Source organism: Mycoplasmopsis agalactiae (genome assembly GCF_000089865.1).
Taxonomy (GTDB): Bacteria; Bacillota_I; Bacilli_A; order Mycoplasmatales; family Metamycoplasmataceae; genus Mycoplasmopsis; species Mycoplasmopsis agalactiae_B.
The window spans coordinates 744,323-762,008 of the sequence record NC_013948.1 but is presented as its reverse complement, the minus strand read 5'-3'; the positions used below and the strand labels follow the sequence as shown (position 1 = coordinate 762,008).

Annotated in this window: 14 protein-coding genes and 1 tRNA gene; 6 read left to right on the top strand and 9 right to left on the bottom strand. The window is 30.5% G+C overall.

Translation table 4 applies throughout. The annotated features are described in order from the left end of the window. Nucleotides 1–36 precede the first annotated feature (36 nt). From MAGA_RS04660 to MAGA_RS03300, 3 genes are all read right to left on the bottom strand, one after another. Nucleotides 37–2,307: a S8 family serine peptidase gene (locus tag MAGA_RS04660; RefSeq protein ID WP_042509441.1), complete on the bottom strand. Its 2,271-nt coding sequence runs from the start codon at nucleotides 2,305–2,307 to the stop codon at nucleotides 37–39. A 273-nt stretch (nucleotides 2,308–2,580) separates the two neighbouring features. Then, the gene (locus MAGA_RS03305; protein ID WP_013022213.1) at nucleotides 2,581–4,194 is read right to left on the bottom strand and encodes an ABC-F family ATP-binding cassette domain-containing protein; all 1,614 of its coding nucleotides are present in this window, start codon (nucleotides 4,192–4,194) and stop codon (nucleotides 2,581–2,583) included. Between the two features lie 38 nt (nucleotides 4,195–4,232). Beyond that, entirely contained in the window at nucleotides 4,233–5,450 is a 1,218-nt protein-coding gene (locus tag MAGA_RS03300) for a trigger factor-related chaperone (protein WP_013022212.1), read from the bottom strand. Between the two features lie 322 nt (nucleotides 5,451–5,772). Between MAGA_RS03300 and rpsL the strand changes: the two genes are divergently transcribed. The 4 genes from rpsL (at nucleotide 5,773) to MAGA_RS03280 (ending at nucleotide 11,012) form a co-directional block, all read left to right on the top strand. Next, nucleotides 5,773–6,186 carry a 30S ribosomal protein S12 gene (gene rpsL / locus MAGA_RS03295; RefSeq protein ID WP_004024001.1) on the top strand — a complete coding sequence of 138 codons (414 nt, stop codon included), beginning with the start codon at nucleotides 5,773–5,775 and terminating at the stop codon, nucleotides 6,184–6,186. A 30-nt stretch (nucleotides 6,187–6,216) separates the two neighbouring features. Continuing rightward, on the top strand, nucleotides 6,217–6,687 hold the full coding sequence (rpsG, locus tag MAGA_RS03290) for a 30S ribosomal protein S7 (RefSeq protein ID WP_004024000.1): 471 nt from the start codon (nucleotides 6,217–6,219) through the stop codon (nucleotides 6,685–6,687). Between the two features lie 29 nt (nucleotides 6,688–6,716). Then, complete coding sequence (fusA, locus tag MAGA_RS03285; RefSeq protein ID WP_004023999.1) at nucleotides 6,717–8,810, top strand: elongation factor G; 2,094 nt, start codon at nucleotides 6,717–6,719, stop codon at nucleotides 8,808–8,810. A 159-nt stretch (nucleotides 8,811–8,969) separates the two neighbouring features. Next, nucleotides 8,970–11,012, top strand: a complete 2,043-nt coding sequence (locus MAGA_RS03280) for a 5'-nucleotidase C-terminal domain-containing protein (RefSeq protein WP_013022211.1) — start codon at nucleotides 8,970–8,972, stop codon at nucleotides 11,010–11,012. Between the two features lie 47 nt (nucleotides 11,013–11,059). On the opposite strand, the gene mnuA is transcribed toward MAGA_RS03280, so the two are convergent. Beyond that, a complete protein-coding gene (mnuA, locus tag MAGA_RS03275; RefSeq protein WP_013022210.1) occupies nucleotides 11,060–12,274 on the bottom strand; it encodes a membrane nuclease MnuA in 1,215 nt (404 codons plus the stop codon). A gap of 112 nt (nucleotides 12,275–12,386) precedes the next feature. Here mnuA and MAGA_RS03270 point away from each other — a divergent pair, with 112 nt between their 5' ends. Next, nucleotides 12,387–13,748, top strand: coding sequence for a M17 family metallopeptidase (locus MAGA_RS03270; RefSeq protein WP_013022209.1), 1,362 nt, complete (start codon nucleotides 12,387–12,389; stop codon nucleotides 13,746–13,748). A 103-nt stretch (nucleotides 13,749–13,851) separates the two neighbouring features. On the opposite strand, the gene MAGA_RS03265 is transcribed toward MAGA_RS03270, so the two are convergent. From MAGA_RS03265 to MAGA_RS04765, 4 genes are all read right to left on the bottom strand, one after another. Continuing rightward, the gene (locus MAGA_RS03265; RefSeq protein ID WP_013022208.1) at nucleotides 13,852–14,748 is read right to left on the bottom strand and encodes a hypothetical protein; all 897 of its coding nucleotides are present in this window, start codon (nucleotides 14,746–14,748) and stop codon (nucleotides 13,852–13,854) included. Next, nucleotides 14,748–14,999 carry a putative cysteine peptidase gene (locus MAGA_RS04775; RefSeq protein ID WP_226876332.1) on the bottom strand — a complete coding sequence of 84 codons (252 nt, stop codon included), beginning with the start codon at nucleotides 14,997–14,999 and terminating at the stop codon, nucleotides 14,748–14,750. Before MAGA_RS04775 ends, MAGA_RS03265 begins: the two co-directional genes overlap by 1 nt. 110 nt (nucleotides 15,000–15,109) lie before the next feature. After that, complete coding sequence (locus MAGA_RS04770; RefSeq protein ID WP_226876331.1) at nucleotides 15,110–15,841, bottom strand: putative cysteine peptidase; 732 nt, start codon at nucleotides 15,839–15,841, stop codon at nucleotides 15,110–15,112. A gap of 28 nt (nucleotides 15,842–15,869) precedes the next feature. After that, on the bottom strand, nucleotides 15,870–16,055 hold the full coding sequence (locus MAGA_RS04765) for a hypothetical protein (protein WP_226790881.1): 186 nt from the start codon (nucleotides 16,053–16,055) through the stop codon (nucleotides 15,870–15,872). Between the two features lie 220 nt (nucleotides 16,056–16,275). Between MAGA_RS04765 and MAGA_RS03255 the strand changes: the two genes are divergently transcribed. Next, a tRNA-Gly gene (locus tag MAGA_RS03255) sits at nucleotides 16,276–16,349 on the top strand. Between the two features lie 87 nt (nucleotides 16,350–16,436). Here MAGA_RS03255 and MAGA_RS03250 read toward each other — a convergent pair. Continuing rightward, nucleotides 16,437–17,621: a phosphoglycerate kinase gene (locus tag MAGA_RS03250; protein ID WP_013022205.1), complete on the bottom strand. Its 1,185-nt coding sequence runs from the start codon at nucleotides 17,619–17,621 to the stop codon at nucleotides 16,437–16,439. Nucleotides 17,622–17,686: the final 65 nt, after the last annotated feature.

The following is a 17,686-nucleotide window of genomic DNA, read 5'->3' as shown; positions in this document are numbered from 1 at the left end:
ATTACAGGTAAAATAAGCATTACAAAAAATTAATTTTTATGTAAAATCAGAGTAACTTATTAAGCTAACATTATTCCTAAGATACTTCAGATATTTATTAACAATTTGACTTACATATTTTTTGTAAGGAGCAATAATAGCTGAATATGTTTTATAATAATTATTTGAATTATTTATTGCAATATTTAGATTATAGCTTCTGATTATGTAATCTCAAAAGATGTGTAGAAGTATATTTAATTCATCAAGTGTAATATATATTTTGTAATTTTGTGCTAATTCTGGATAAAGGTTAAAGTAGCGAATTCTCTGTACACTTGTATTATATTCATTACTATATATGGTAGCAGAGTAATCGGCGGGTGTTTTATCATGCTTTAGACTAATTTTAGCCTCTATTGAATATAAAGGTATTTGGTCAATTCATCAGTCATTGTGTAATACAGTCTGTTTCCTAATAGCACTATAAAACAGTTTAATTCACTGATTTTCAGCTAAAGAATTGTTTGCATCATTATCAGGATAATTCAGTTTTAAATAGTCACTGAATGACATTTTGTAATCTCATACAAAAGTTGAATTAAGTTGTCTTCACGGTTTTGGCATAGAAGATTCATAATAAAATTGTTTAGCTGGATAACTGCTAATATCATTGTTAAAAATATTATGAATTTTAGTTTTTCTTATTTTCTGACTCTTTCAAATATTTTCCATTTTGAAATATTTGGGTACCCCGAAACCAGTTTTATTTTTTGATCAATTTTTTCTTCAATATTCATGTTCTGAAGATAGTTCATCAAAAGAAAATTTAGTGTTTTTAGATGCATTTGTCTTTGAATAGTTAGCTGAACTAGTCAGCAATAGCTTAACTTCTGAAATTGACAATTCTCTATTTAGTTTATGTTGCAGTCTCGAAATAAGTCCGGTTATTAATGGCGCTGATTTGCTTGTTCCTATGAACTCAAGTAAATATTTTATTTTTTTTCTTAATTTTGATGAACTGCTTTGTTCATCTACGTAACTTTTTATATTATCATAAATACTTTTGTATTTGTTTTCAATGATTATAGATTCTTTATCATTTTTATACGAGTTTCCATAAGCGGAAATTAAAGGGTATGTTCCCATATTTTCTTTGGTAAACGAACTAAAAGGACTTGCTATATTATTTCAATTAACAGAGCCTACAGAAATAATTCCATCATGATAGTGCAGACTTTGTCAATATGATAAGGCCTTAAAAAGTTTTTCCTTTCTAATTTTTGGATCGATAAAACTAGAAAAGTCAAAGTCAGATATCCAATTGTTATCAAAATCATAAATTCAATTGTTGTTATTAAAAGCTTTATCCAAAATGGCACGGATTGTTCTTAGCATTCTAGTGTTCGGTGTTTGATTAAAAAATGATTGAAAACTACTATAAATTTTGTCCTTTGAAATCATCCCGTTTTCCATAAATTCAGGCTGATTTAAAAATTCATTATTCCCCATTTCATTAGTAATTTCATTATTATCATTACCGCTAGATTGAATTATTTTAATATTGTTTTTTTGAGCATATTTTCCAATTTCACTATAGTTTTTCTTAATTGATGACAAATTGTAAATTTGCTCATTTTCAAATAAAGTAAAATACACAATTGCTTTTGCAAGCAATAAATAAGAGTGTTTTAATCTTTTTTTGTCAGAAGTTGATAACGAGTTCATTACAGCAGCGTTTTTATATTTTGTAAAAATGTTTTTACTGTAGGATGAATTTGAAATATTATAAATTAAGTCATATGGATTTGTTGGTCCTAAACTCATATTTATCAATTTAATGTCATAGTTCTCATAAAAATTTTTGATATAGTCAATAATGTTAGCATCATTAAGCGATGAATAATATAGTAATGCATTTGGATTTATGCCAGTATCAGTTCCAATTAATGAACAAACTGCATATCCATGATCATCAATTGTTATGTTGGAGTCTTTAGTTTTATCTAAAAAAATTTTTTTGAAATGAAAATTTCTATTTTGAGAAAGAAAATAATCTCCGGTGGTATCGTGAAGTTCAATTATGCCAACTTTATCATATTTATTACTTTCATAATTTTGATGCTTGTCATCTCTATCTAATATTCCTAACTTGTCATAGTAAGGCTTGTAAAGTTTGATTAATTTATTATATAAAGCTTCGCTTATTGTTTCTGAGCTATTAGCATTTAATTGTATTTTATTGTCATTATTTGGTAAAGAAGTTGCAACCATAATCATAGGCATAAAATATGCTGGTGCACATAGAAATTTCAAAGATCTGTTCATATCGTTAACTAAATTATAGTACTTAATATATTGAATCATTTTGATAATTTGCATTGATACCTATAAATTAGCCAAATTAGACATATTATTAAATACTATTTTTAAGATAATTGTGTACATTTAATGCATAAGAAACTAATGATTATTAATAGTACTTAAAGTATAAACATTATGAATATTGAATTCTATGAACTAAAACGATATTTTTAATAAGCATTTTAATTTTTTCTATTTTTTAAAGCATCAAAAAAATATCGTTAAACAACGATATCTTTAATAATTCATTATTTTTTCATATTCATCTAAAGTGCCATGATAAATAAAACTTTTATCTGGAGCAATTTCAAGAATAACATTAGCAACATTATTAACTAAAGCACGGTTATATGTTGTAAATATGCATCCACCTTTATAATTTTGCAAGCCTTGAATAACGCTATCTATACTTTCAGCGTCTAAGTGATCTAGCGGTTGGTCTAAAATTAAGAAGTTAGCTTCTAAAAGCATCATTCTAGAGAACATTAGTCTAGCTTTTTCTCCACCAGAAGTAATTCCTACTTTTTTAAACACTGAATCATTTGAAAAGAGCATTCTACCTAAGAAGCTTCTCATTCTGTGATCTGAAACATCCTTAGTTTCTTTGGTTGAGTTATATGGTGGTCACTTGGCAAGTCAATCTATAATTGATATGTTTTCATTAAAGTATTTACTATTATCATTTGGATAGTAAGTAAATTTAACTGTTTGCCCCCATTTTATAGTACCTTTGGTAGGATTAGCTTCGCCAATTAAACACTCTAAAAACTTGGTTTTAGCAATGTCATCATCACCAATAAGCACCATTTTTTCGCCTCTTGCAAGAGTGAAAGAAACATTTTCAAATAGTGTTTCACCTTGCTCATTAACATATGTTAAGCCATCAACTTCCAAAATGTCTTTACCAGGAGCTCTGTGAACTTCTCAATTAATGTAAGGATATTTTCTGTTTGAAGGCTTAATTTCATCTAATGTTATTTTTTCTAATGATTTTTTTCTACTAGTAGCTTGTCTAGATTTTGAAGCATTAGCGCTAAAACGAGCTATAAATTGTTTTAGTTTTTCAATTTGCAATTCTTTTTTGGCATTAGATTGCTTCATTAATTCTCTAGCTAGCTCACTACTTTCTTTTCAGAAAGTATAGTTACCAGTATACATTTTAGCTTCATTAAAGTCAATATCAACAATATTAGTGCACACATTGTCTAAAAAGTCGCTATCGTGGGATACAACAATAACAACATTTTCATAATCGGCTAAAAAATTTTCTAATCACTTGATAGCACGTAAGTCTAAATGGTTAGTAGGCTCGTCCATAATTAAAATATCAGGGTTGCCAAATAAAGCTTTAGCTAAAAGTACTTTAATTTTTTGATTAGCAGTCAATTGACTCATTGGCGAATTTCATTTTTCTTTAGGAATTTGCAAGCCTGATAAAAGTTCTTGGGCATCATTTTCAGCAGTTCAGCCACCAAGAGCACCAAATTTTTCTTCTAATTCACCAGCATGTGTATAGTCTTCCATAGTGGCATTAGGATTAGCATAAATAGCGTCCTTTTCCTCTTTTATTTTAAAAAGATCGCTATTACCTAAAACAACTACATCAGTAACATTCATATCATCATAAGCGTTATGATCTTGGCTCAAAACGCTTATTCTACGGCCTTTTTCGACAATAATTTGACCTGAAGTTGGTTCAATTTCACCAGCAATAATTTTTAAAAATGTACTTTTTCCAGCGCCATTAGCTCCTATTATGCCGTATGTACTACCTGCTGTAAACTTTAAGCTTACATTTTCAAAAAGCTTCTTGTCACTAAAAATTTTGCTTAAATTTTGAACTTCTAACATTTTGCCTCCTCTTAATTATTTTTTATTTTACTTAAAATTTAGATATCAAAGCCAAGGTCTGCTTTAACTAGTTCATATTGACTAGGATTGTTGATTTTCATTAGATATAAAGCCATTTTTTGGTGCATTAAAATTGAAAAAAGCTCTTCCTTATCAAGGTTCTCTGGTTTTGGAAACATTGAATAGTCCATATACTCAATTTCTCTTTCAATATCTTCGCCTGACACACTTATTTTTTCATTTCCGCCTAAAATATTATCAATTAGAACTAAATGATATGATGCAATTGAATTTTCTCTTGCTCTTTTTAATATTTTTAAGCCCTCACCTGTTTCATGAACAACTTGTTCATAAAGCATTTGTCTATGAGTTGGATCAGCAACATTAGATAAAATTGCATCAATGTGGTTATTAGTTGAGTGGAATATATTTTGCTCATTAAGGCTAATTTCATTTTTTGAAACTATGGCGTCAAGGGCTATTTCATAGTAGCGTAGGAGAAAATTTGATGCATTATTCTTTGCTGTATCTTTTGCAATTTTTTCCTTAAAATCATTTAAAGAATTAACATCAGGCAGCATTGCTAAATGAATATTTTCATCTGTTAATTTAGTAGGCACAGGACGTTTAATGTCCAAAATTGTTATAAAGAATGTTACACCATCAGGCGCAGTTGCTTGGAACTGTTCATTAACTTTGTGGCCAATAATTTCATTATTAAGTGAAAATTGATCAGTTTTTTCAGCCTTTGTTCGAATTTCCTTATCTTCGCCAATTATTTCATTTTTTAAACTTCTAGTTGCACTTCAAGTTACAACATCACCTTCAACAATAGCATCATCAGCAGTAGCTAAAATTGGATATTCAGCAATAATTTTGTCAAAAGAACTGTCCAAAAACTCCTTTGGAACAGGCTTATAAGTAAAATCAATATCTAAATTAGAATAATCAACTTTTAAAATTTCATCAGAAGGATAATGTGTTATTGTTATGTCTATTTTAACCCCATTTTTATCTGGGCCATCAACTACAACAATTGGTGGAATAGCTACAAAATTAGGATCTTCTTGGCGTAATTTAGCAAACAATTCATCTAACTTACTATTTATAGTTTTGTTAATTGTGTAAACTTCAACATCACTTAAAGTTGATTTTTTGCCTTGTGAAGTTAGCTCAATAATTGACTTAGTTTTGCTAGTTTCTCAACTTTTAGAATCTAAAACTATGTTTGCTTTTTTCTCTTTGTAATTAATCATCTATAAACCTACTTTTAATTTTTGTCTATATTGAAGACAGTAAAAAATAATATTTAAATTATATTTTAAATCCTGAATTTTTCAATAGTTATTTTGCAAAAGATGAATAGTGACTAAATTTTACCAAAAATACTTATTTATTGAGCTTTTGGCAAAGTTAATGTCTTAAGATTGTGGTTTTAAATAGCTCAAATAAAACAAAATAAATAAAAAAAATAAAAAAATTGAAACACACGGCTAAGTTGTTATATAATTAGTTGTACTTATATTTTATATAGGTCAGAATTTAGGACATTTAGAAATTTAATGAAAGGAAAGCAAAATGCCTACAACAAATCAATTGGTTGTTAATGGTAGAGAAAACAAAGTACGTAAGCAAAACGCTCCTGCTTTGAATCTTAGTTTTAATACTTTAACTAAGTCAGCTCGTAAATTGCCTGCGCCATTTAAGCGTGGTGTATGTACTAGGGTTGCTACTATGACTCCTAAAAAACCTAACTCAGCATCTCGTAAGTATGCTCGTGTTAAATTATCAAACGGAATGGAAATTACAGCATACATTGGTGGTGAAGGACACAACCTTCAAGAACACTCAGTTGTGCTTATTCGTGGTGGAAGAGTTAAAGACCTTCCTGGTGTTAGATATCATATAGTGCGTGGAACACAAGATTTAGCTGGTGTTGCTAACCGTAAGCAAGGTCGTAGTTTATACGGCGCTAAAAAAGAAAAGAAATAATTTAGAAATTAATTTAGAAAGAGGTAGAAAATGTCTAGAAAACATAGCGCACCTATAAGAAAAGTGCTAGCAGACCCAGTTTTTAATTCTGTATTAGTTACTAAATTAATTAACACAATTATGCTTGACGGTAAAAAATCATTAGCACAAGATATCTTATATTCAGCATTTAACCTAGTTAAAGAAAAAACACAAAAAGACCCAATGGAAGTATTCCAAGCTGCAATTGACAACGTTACTCCTCAATTAGAAGTTAGAACCAGAAGAATTGGTGGTACAAACTACCAAGTTCCTACTGAAGTTTCTGCTAGAAGAAAACAAACCCTAGCTCTTAGATGATTAGTTCAGTATGCTCGTCTAAGAAATGAAAAAACAATGGATGTTAGATTAGCTAACGAAATTATTGATGCATCAAACAAAACAGGTGGAGCTATCAAAAAACGTGAAGACACACACAAAATGGCTGAAGCCAACCGTGCCTTTGCTCACTTTAGATGATAGTTTTATAAATTATTTTACTTTAGGAATTTATGGCTAGACAATATAAATTAGAAGATTACCGTAACATCGGTATTATGGCTCACATTGATGCTGGTAAAACAACAACTACTGAAAGAATTTTATTACACACAGGTAAAATTCACAAAATTGGTGAAACACACGATGGTGCTTCACAAATGGACTGAATGGCTCAAGAACAAGAACGTGGGATAACAATTACTTCTGCTGCTACAACAGCATTTTGAAAAGGCAAAAGAATTAATATTATTGACACCCCTGGCCACGTTGACTTTACTGTTGAAGTTGAGCGTTCATTACGTGTTTTAGACGGTGCTGTTACAGTGCTAGATGCGCAATCTGGTGTTGAACCACAAACTGAAACTGTTTGAAGACAAGCTACAACATACAGAGTTCCAAGACTTATTTATGTTAACAAAATGGATAAAGCTGGCGCAGATTTCTTTGCTTCAGTTAAGTCTGTAAAAACAAGATTGAATGCTAATGCAGTAGCAATTCAAATTCCTATCGGTCAAGAAAGTGATTTCAAAGGTATTGTTGACCTTGTGGAAATGAAAGCTTATGAATACGATGGAAAGCCTGAAGAAAATGCTAAGGAAATTGAAATTCCATTTGATTTACAAGCTTTAGCAAAAGAAAAAAGACAAGAATTAATTGAAGCTGTTGCAACATATGATGAAGAGTTCATGATGAAAGTTTTAGATGGTGTTGAACCTACTTTAGATGAACTTAAAGCAATGATTCGTAAAGCAACTTTAACTTCTGAATTTTTCCCTGCAGTTTGTGGAACAAGTTTTAAAAACAAAGGTGTTAAGAAAATGATTGATGCCGTTGTTGACTATCTTCCATCACCACTAGATATTCCAGCCGCTAAAGCACATAAAGGCGAAAATGAAGAAGTTGATGTTCCTGCTACAGATGACTATCCTTTTACAGGTTTAGCATTTAAAGTTATGACTGACCCATTTGTTGGTTCATTAACATTCATTAGACTTTATGCAGGTACTTTACAAAAAGGTAGTTATGTATATAACTCAACAAAAGGCACCAAAGAAAGAATTGGCCGTTTAATTTTAATGCATGCTAACTCACGTAGTGAAATTGATGAAGCTAATGCAGGTGACATAGTTGCTGCTGTTGGTCTTAAAGGTACAACAACAGGTGATACATTAATTGCTGAAAAAGCTCCTGAAATTGTTTTAGAAAGAATGGTTTTCCCTGAACCAGTTATTTCACAAGCATTAGAACCTGAATCAAAAGATGCTATGGAAAAATTGGCTTTAGGTTTACAAAAATTAGCTGCTGAAGACCCTACATTTAGAACTTACACTGACGAAGAAACTGGTCAAACAATTATTGCAGGTATGGGTGAGTTACACTTAGACATTATTGTTGATCGTCTAAAGAGAGAACATGGCGTTAAAGCTAAAGTTGGTGCTCCTCAAGTTTCATACCGTGAAACAATTACTAAGAGTGCTGATGTTGAAGGTAAACACATTAAGCAATCAGGTGGTAAAGGTCAATATGGTCATGTTTGAATTAAATTTGAACCTAATCCAGACAAAGGTTTTGAATTTGTTGACAAGATTGTTGGTGGTAAGATACCTAAAGAATACATTAAGCCAATTCAAAAAGGTTTAGAAGACAAAATGGCTAGCGGTATATTAGCTGGATATCCAATGATTGACATTAAGGCAACATTATTTGATGGTTCATACCACGATGTCGATTCATCTGAATTAGCCTATAAAATAGCCGCATCTAAAGCATTAACTAAAGCTAAAGATTTAGTTGGAACAGTTCTATTAGAACCTATTATGGACGTTTCAGTTATCATTCCTGACGATTACTATGGTGATGTAATGGGCGACATTACTCGTCGTAGAGGTCAAATTCAAGAAAGTGAATTAAGAAATGATGGCGCTCACATTTTACGTTGTTTAACACCACTAAGTGAAATGTTTGGTTATGCTACAGACTTGCGTAGCATGACTGCTGGTCGTGGTAATTACCAAATGCAATTCCACCACTATGAAAAATGTCCTAAAAATATAGCTGACGAAATTATCAAAAAACGTAATATTCAGCTTAAAGACGAAGATTAATTACTTAATAAAGCACTCTAATAAAGAGTGTTTTTTATTGCAACTAAATTTAATAAATGGAACAATTCGTACCTGTATTTTCAAATATTTTAAAGTTGTTTAGAATTTATTACATATAAATTTTTTAATGAAAATTTATATAAATTAAAGGTAGGGATTATGAAGCGAAAATTTATTTTAGGTCTTGGAGCAATATCTACTTTAGCAGCTATTCCAACAATTGCTGCTACTTGTGGAGTTTCTTCACCAGCAAAAGTTGCTAAAGCTAGAGCAGCTTATGAAGATGCTTTTAAGAAATTTAATGATGCAGTTGAAACAGATGTTAAGGCATTAGTTGAAAAGAAAAAAGCTATTAATGCTAAAGATATTTCAAAAGAGCAAAAACAAAAATTAATAGCTGAAAAAGACGCATGAGTTAAGACTAGAACTCCTATTTTACAGGGCTTAAGGAAAAAAGCTAATGATGAATTTAAGAACCTAAAGAAGGTTCAAAAGAACTTTAAAACACAAGTTGTTAAAATCGTTCACACTAATGATGAACACGGCCGTTTAGTGTTTGATGATGGTAAGTTTAATAACTATTCAGGTATGCAAGGGCTAGCTGAAATTTTAAATAAAGACTTTGACAGAGACTTATTACTTTCAGCAGGCGACTTAATTCAAGGGCTTCCTTTATCAGATTCAGACAAAGGATTAACTATTTCAAAAGTTGCTAAAGAAATGAATTATCAAGCAGTAGCTATTGGTAACCATGAATTTGACTATGGCTTAGAACATATGTTCAATATTGAAAGAGAAACTGCTGGGATGCCATTTTTATCAGCTAACATAGTATGAAATGAAAAAGCTGTTAGTGAAAAAATTAAGACAAAAGATGGCAAGTTAGCTGTTAAGGATGAAAAAGTATTTACTCCATACATTATTAAAACATTAGATTCAGGAATCAAAGTTGGCATTATGGGTATTACTACTCCTGACACACAATGAACAAGTAATCCTAAAAACTCAGTTCATGTTACTTTCTTAGATCCTATTGAATCAGGCAAGAAAACTGTTGAGGAGCTAAAATCTAAGGGTGTTAATTTCATAGTTGCTTTAACTCACTTAGGAGTTAATAGACCTGATACAAGATGAGATTCAAGAGAATTTACTAAAAATGTTGAAGGTGTTGATTTAGTACTTGATGGCCACTCACACACAAGAGTTGATATTGAGCGTAAAGATGAAGAAAAAGGATTTTTAACTCAAGCAGAGTGCTACACAAGATACTTAAGTGAATTAGATTTAGTTGTTGATTCTGAAACTGGAAAAGTTAGTGAAGTTAAACAACACTTAAGAACAATTGAGTACACTGAATTACTTGGCGGTAAGGAAAATTCAATTCAATCTATTAAAGATATGATTGGCAAACTAAAAGAAAAGTTTGATGCCGTTAATGATAAAGTTGTGTTTAAATCAAGTGTTGAATTTAAGCACACTGAAGAAGTGAAGATTAAGCCAGGCGGTGGCGAGAGAGAAATCCCAATTTGAAGAGGTAGAGCACAACAAACTAACTTAGGTACATTTGCTGCTGATGCTGCTGTTTATGACTTTATCGAAAATAAACCTAAAGTCAATGGAAAAGAAGTTCAATTTAGTGCTGATAATGTTATTGGATTAGTAAATGGTGGTGGTTTGCGTCAAGACACTCAATCAGGCGACATTAAGAGAGCTGACCTTTTAGGAATTTCACCTTTTGGTAATAGAATTGCTGCTGTTCAAGTAAAAGGAAGCGTTTTACTTGAAGCTATGAAGCATGGAGCTTCAAAAGTGTTCTCAGGAGCATATGCTCAATATTCACATAATGTTAAAGCAAACATTAATTTTAAAGAAACTAAAGGCGACAAATTTGTCTATGAACTAGACGAAAACAGTGTAATGATAAATGGCAAAAAAGTTGAAAAAGATAAAGATTATTACATTGTTACAAATGACTTTATTTTAATTGGTGGCGACGGATATGAAATGCTTGACTATGTTAAACACCCTGAAAAGGCAAAAAGTGTATTTGAAGGTGGAGACATTTTAGAAAGCTATATTAAATTTGGTCAATTGATTACTGGAAGCGGAGCTCAATCATCAACAAATCCATTTGGCAAACGTAAGATTGATGAATATAAAGAAGTTTCACCAAACAATATTGTTGTAAAGCACACCAAGTAATAAAAAAGCAGGAACCCCTGCTTTTTGTTTATGGCTGTTTTATAGTACTATTCAAATAAAACAGAATATCCTACTGGTGAGTGGTCCGAGATTCCGCTTCTGATATATCCATAGTTTGATCCATAAGATTTGTTTGATGATGACTTAACATAATTTATTCAATCAGTCAATGAATTTATATTTTTATAAAGAAAAACATTATTAACAAAGTCATATAGTTTAAATATTTTTGGATTGCTATATTTTAGTTTCGAACGGTGGATTATTTTGTCATATGAATTAGCATATTTATTAAATGAAGTGCTAAGTGAAGTGTTGTTTTCTTTTGTGGGCTCAAAAACATTTTTGTAAATTTGGTTTTTAGCAATTCAGCTAAAAGCATCATTATGATTGCTTGCTTTTATGTTAGTATCACCAGCAAAAAACAAGTCTTCGTTTTCTCCGTCTATACCATTAAAATAGTCAAATACGTATTGAAGGTTATGTGCTTCATTTAATTCTGATGAGCCAGCGCCTTTAACGGAAACTTCACCTTTTGATTGTTTAGCACCAGGGCTATCAAAGTGATCTATTATGTAAGTAAAGTCATTGTTTTTTAATTTGTTATTTAAGATTTTAAATTTCATTCCATATGGCGGCCTTGAATAGTGTTTTACATTACCGCCAAAAGGAGTTTCTTTAAACTCTGGGTTATCTTTTTTGTATATTTTTCCAATAGAGCCATCATTAAATTGAATTGGTTCTAGTTTATTAGTTTTATATAAAAATCCTGCAAATTCACTTTCATCATGCTTTGTGTAACTAGGATTAGAAAGATATTTGTCAGAAACTCTATAAGCTCATCTATCTAGCGATGAGATTTTCTTGCTTTGCTCATTTAATAGTTTTATTAACTCATCTAAATGAGTAGTATTGCTCCCCTTTAATTCGACTAATCCAACTAAATCATAGTGTTGTTGGGCAATTACTGAAGCTAAAGCTTGAGTTTTAAAGTAGGCTGAACTAAGAGATGATGGTGAATAATTTAAAACATTTCAAAAACCAATATTTATATCTTTGTATGCGCCTGAATTTGCACCATTAAGTCCGTTTGATATATTATCATTTTGTGCCTTATTTATAGGGGTATTGGTAGAATTAGAAATAGTTATTTTCGAACTATCAATATCACCAAAAGGTATAAAACAAGATACTGAAGTGCTTAAAGACCCTGCAGCAGTTAGTATCCCCGCTGATGTATAAATTCACTTTACTTTTTTCATAACAATTTAATTATATCCTCCGTAATTTAACTAATAGATTAAGTGCAAATTATATGTAAATCGGCCTAAATTTCTTATAATAGAATTATTGTTTCATATGAAAGGTCACAAAATGTCAAAATATTATTTAACAAACAGAGACGAAAAGATGCTATTGATAGCACAATATGAAGAATTAGATAAATGTGATAAATATAATTTTTTAAGCAAGCGTTATGGTGCAATTACTGAATTTCATAATGAAAATGTTGCATATATTTATTTAACAAGTAAGTTAGAAAGCTATGATGACTTGGTTGAACTAATAGATAACAATATTATTGGAAGAAAAAGAGAATATCAAATTGATATTAACTCTTTTGCTAAAAAAATATTTAGCATTGAAGATGTTATCAAAGCATTTTATTCAAGAATTATATTTTATGAAGCTTCATTATTTAATCTTAAGAAATCAGTAGCAACTAAAAGCAATTTCACATTTTTATTTAATGACGAAAAATACAAAGAGTTAGCGCACAAATTTGAGGTTATCGCTAATAATCGTAACAAGTGCAGAAACTTGCAAGTTATGCCTGAAAATTACTGTAATTCAGTCTCATTGGCAAATTTTATAGTAGATGATTTTGCTAATATTAAAAATGTAAAAGTTACAGTTTTAGACAAAAGCAAGATTGAAGAATTAGGTATGAATTTGCTTTTATCAGTTAATAAAGGTTCAACTCACGAAGCTAGAGTTGTTGTACTTGAATATAACGGCAATCCTGATTCAGATGAAAAAATTGTGCTTGTTGGAAAAGGTATAACATTTGATACTGGTGGTGTAAATACTAAAGGATATCATATGGAAGGTATGAAGTATGATATGTCTGGATCTGTAATTGTAGCTTATGCCTTAAAATCTTTAGCTGAGCTTAATGTTAAGAAAAATGTAGCTGCAGTTATGTGCATAACTGATAATAGAACAAATGGGGATGCTTCGTTACCTGAAAATGTTTATAAATCAATGTCTGGGCTATCTGTAGAAGTTACTGACACTGATGCTGAAGGAAGATTAGTTTTAGCTGATGGTCTATTTTACGGTGCAAAAGTGCTTAAAGCAACTTGTTTAGTTGATGTTGCAACACTAACAGGGGCAATTTTAAGTGCTTTAGGCAAGAGCTATTCTGGAATATGATCAACTGATGACAATAACTGAAGTATATTTGAAAAAGCTGCTAAGATAGCTAAAGAAAAAGTTTGAAGAATGCCTTTACATGAAGATTTTCATGAACCTAATAAAGCAAGCATAGTTGCAGATTTAAATAACTATAATAATGATGAATTATCTGATTCAAACACTGCAACTATGTTCTTAAAGCAATTCACAAATAATATTCCGTATATTCATTGTGATGTAGCTGGCACAGCAGATATTAAAGGGAAACCACAAGGCGTTTTAATTGATACATTAGTTGAATTTGTGATACAGAAATAGCAAATTTTAACAAAACCACTTGTCTTATAAATCTGTTTTATAGAGGAATATACAAAAGACGAAGACTTAAAACCTTCGTCTTTTTAGAATTTTAATATATGACTTATTCATAACTGAAAAGAACTAAAAATGCAGATACAAAAGTTAAAGCAGTTCTATTGTGTTTGTTAAGTTTTATTATGTATATAGCCTTGATAATATATGTTAATAGGAACATTAAAGGTGTAATTATGACAGGTGATGAGTATATAAACACTCAGTGAATTATTTTTAAATGTAAGCCTGCTATGTGTGTTAATACCAAAAACATAAAACCTGAAATTCATATGATATATAATCATAAATAGTTAGCAGCATTGCCATTCACAACATAATTTTTTGGTTTTTTATGAAACACAAGAGGGATAGCATTATCAATGATGATAATTTTAATTAATGCACTTATTGCAAATCCTAAATTAATTCCAAACGAAACTTGATCGGGATAAGTATCATTAAAATTATGATTATTGTAAACAAACTGCAAATTCATAAAGTCTAGAAATGCAATAACTATATATGTTAAGTATCAAAACATATCAACTCAAAATTGAACAATAAGCAATGACGATATTTGTTTGCCAGTGGCATAGGACTCTTTAATATGTTTAGCTAATGAGCCATCATTACTTTTTTTCAATTCGTTCTCACTTAAAATTAGTTTTTTTAGTGCTGGAAGAACTAGTAATAGATGAATAGCAGAAAAGAAAACTATGAAGACAACCTTGACTGATGAGTATGTGAACATGCTTTCAATAAATTCTGCTTTAATGTTTTTTGAATTAAACTCAAAATATTGAATGAAATTAATAGAATTTAATACTATATCAACTATAAAACAGCTTAATAAGAAAATTATTGGCAATAAAACAACAAAGATTAAAAAGTTTCTTTTTTTACTGCTTTTTAATTGAAACAAGGCTCAAAGACTTGATTGAGCTGATAAAGATAGATTATTCATTATTGTATACCTTTCTCAAATTCCTCAACATCTATATTTTTATTGTTCATCATAAAATAACTTTTATCTGCTATAGTAGGTTTTTTGTTAATAGGGGATAAAGCAATCAATGTTCAACTTCAGTATAATCAACTATCCATAATAACTTGTGAACGTCCCGGTCACCCAAAGTGAACCAATGTCTTATTGCCGTTATCAAAATAGCCATAAACAACAACTGCATGTATACCACGTTCCCCTTGACTATTCAAAGGTATTCTTCCCATTATTAAGCAAGGTTGGTCAGAATCTATCCATGCTCATGGCCTTATGGCACCAACAGTCCTATAGTGTACATATATTGGTGATTTTCTTCCATCATTTAATAGTCTTTCAAAACAGCACCTGATAAAACTCTTGCAGATGTTGCAAATCAATGGCTATTGTATTTTGCTCACAAGTCGTAAACTAACATTTCATTAAAATCAGGTCCAGTAGGATAACTTCATTTGTCATTATTATCTTTAGAATTAGATGGCTTAATCATATACTTTTCTTGTTGTTCTTTTGTGAGAGTATCTTGTGATAAAAACAATTGACTATACTGAATTAATATTGATGATGCAATATAATGACAAAGGCCACGATTCATTGAATCCTCGTAATGAAAATCAATAGGTTCAGTGTACCCAAAACCATCAAGCAGGGTTTTGAACCATCATGAGTGTGAAACTTCTTTATCTGCTTTTATGATTTCATTACTATAATTTATAAATTCAGGAACATACGACCCAAGCAACATTACTGAGTTATTTGATTTGTTGTTACTATTTGATATTTGAGTTTTAGAATTGATTAACTCTTTATCATTTAGTGTTTTCAACACATTAACATCATTCTTCTTCAAACTTACAAAAAGGGGGTTATTTTTTTTAAATTCAAAATCTTTATCAATCTCAAAAAATTCGCCAGTAAACAAATTGAAAGAGTACTTTTTATTTTTGGCTAATTTCTCAATTTTACTTTCAGTAGTTTTTAAATTTAAAAGAAGTGAGGTGAAATTTTCTAATGAAAAAACCGCAGACCCAAATGGTAAGTATTCGACATACACCATTGGGTTTCCCATATCGTCAGTAAAGTACTTAATTTTTTTTTACCTTAAAATCAACTTTTTTATTGTATTTAAATATTTCCAATTCCATATACTTCAAAATTTCTTTAATACTTAATTTTGAATATTCAGAAATTATGTTTTGTTCTTTAGGAGAAACGAATAAGTCATTTATGTTGGCATTATATTGTGTGTTTGTATAATTTAAATCGTACATTGTATCCTCCTTCCCTAATTTAATTATATTAAATTAGACGTTGGCATATTGTGCGCTGATTGAGATCAGCACAAAAATATACATAAATTGCTTGATTTATGAAAATTTTCACACAGAAAGTAAACTATTCATTAAAGCAATAATAATGATTAATTCACAACACAAAATCTTAAAAAATATTTTGCAAAACATATTTTTGGTATAAAATAATATTGCTTATGCAAATGTAGTTCAATGGTAGAACACCAGCTTGCCATGCTGGATACGGGGGTTCAATTCCCCTCATTTGCTCCATATATTTCTAAATACCGTAAAGTGCTGTAAAACAGCATTTTTGTTTAAAAAATGAGCCATTATCAAGCTCATTTTTTTACACTTTTATTATTTATCTTCAATTGCACTAATGCCAGGAAGTTCCAAGCCTTGCAGGAATTCTAATGAAGCGCCGCCGCCTGTTGAAACATGAGAGAATTTATCTTCCATACCTAATTTTTGCACTGCAGCAACACTATCACCGCCACCAACTACTGAGTAGCATGAATCTAATTCTGATATAGCTTTAGCTATTTCTAGAGTTCCAGCACTAAAGTTATTAAATTCAGCCACACCCATTGGGCCATTTCAAACAACAGTTTTAGCTCCAGCTAACGCCTCTTTAAATAATGATATTGACTTTGGGCCAATGTCTAATCCCATTTGATCTTCAGGAATATTTAACTCGCAGTAAACTGGCTCAACGTCAGCATATTCTTTAGCACATGCATTATCAACTGGAAGAATAACTTTTGTGCTGTTTTTTTCTAAAAAGTCTTTAGCAAAAGGCAAGAAGTCATCTTCGCAAATAGATGTGCCAATTGTGTAACCTAATGCTTTTTTGAATGTATAAGCCATACCGCCACCAATTATCATCTTATCAACTAGTGGAATTAAGTGTTCTAAAACTTTAATTTTGTCACTAACTTTAGCACCACCAATAATAGCTACATAAGGATGTGCAGGCGCTTCAATTGCTTTTGTAAGCGATTCAATTTCCTTTTGCATCAAGTAGCCAACAACTGAGTGCTTAATGTGGCTTGCAATGCCAACATTAGAAGCGTGAGCTCTGTGTGCTGTACCAAAAGCATCATTAACAAATACATCCCCTAATGAAGCTCAATATTTGCCTAATTCAGGATTATTTTTGCTCTCAGCTTTTTCGTTAATGTCTTCATAACGAGTATTTTGCATCAAAATAACATCACCATTATGCATGCTGTTAATTGCATTTTCTAATTCAATGCCTCTTGTCGAATCCACAAATAAAACAGGCTTATTCAACAATTTTGCTAGTTCAACTGAAACAGGGAATAAATCATTTTTTGCCATATCTTCAGCACTTTTAATTCTGCCTAAGTGTGACATTAAAATTAATTTTCCGCCTTCATTAATTATTTTCTTAATTGTAGGTATTGCTGCAACTATTCTTTTATTTGAAGTAATCACTCCATTTTTAATTGGCACATTAAAGTCTGCTCTCATTAAAACTTTTTTGCCCATAAACTTGATATCATCAATACTTTTTTTCATATTTGTCCTTTTAATAATGATTGATCATTAATATTATTATAAATTTTATTTTGCGCTTTAGTCTT